The organism is Butyricicoccus sp. AM78-15b2TA (genome assembly GCF_027665985.1).
GTDB lineage: Bacteria > Bacillota > Clostridia > Oscillospirales > Butyricicoccaceae > Agathobaculum > Agathobaculum butyriciproducens.
This window is the reverse complement of the sequence record NZ_JAQEHY010000062.1, coordinates 214-547: the sequence shown is the minus strand read 5'-3', so window position 1 is coordinate 547 and position 334 is coordinate 214. Positions and strand designations below refer to the sequence as shown.

Here is a 334-nt window from a genome sequence, read left to right as displayed (position 1 = left end):
ACAGTTATCGACGGCACGGAATACACCACCGCCAACACCTATGACGGCGATTATCGCGCCAACTCTGCAAGCGACCGTCTGAACGGTGCAACCGCATACGAGTATGACAGCAATGGCAATGTGACGAAAGTTCGCTATGCGGACAATACCGCTATGACGCTGACTTATACGGTAGGCGGCGATATTGCGTCTATCACGGACGCGCTCGGCAATACGGAAACCTATACCTACTCCGGACACAGCTTGACCGAGTTCCGCGATAAGAACGGACATACCACTTCGTACACCTATAATGCACTCGGTCTGCCGATTACGGTTACGGACGCACTCGGCA

1 protein-coding gene is annotated in these 334 nt (G+C 53.6%); it reads left to right on the top strand.

Annotated features, from left to right (window positions below):
• Window positions 1-334 (top strand): hypothetical protein (locus PGS25_RS15610; protein WP_442865329.1); only part of this gene is annotated, 334 nt, incomplete at both ends.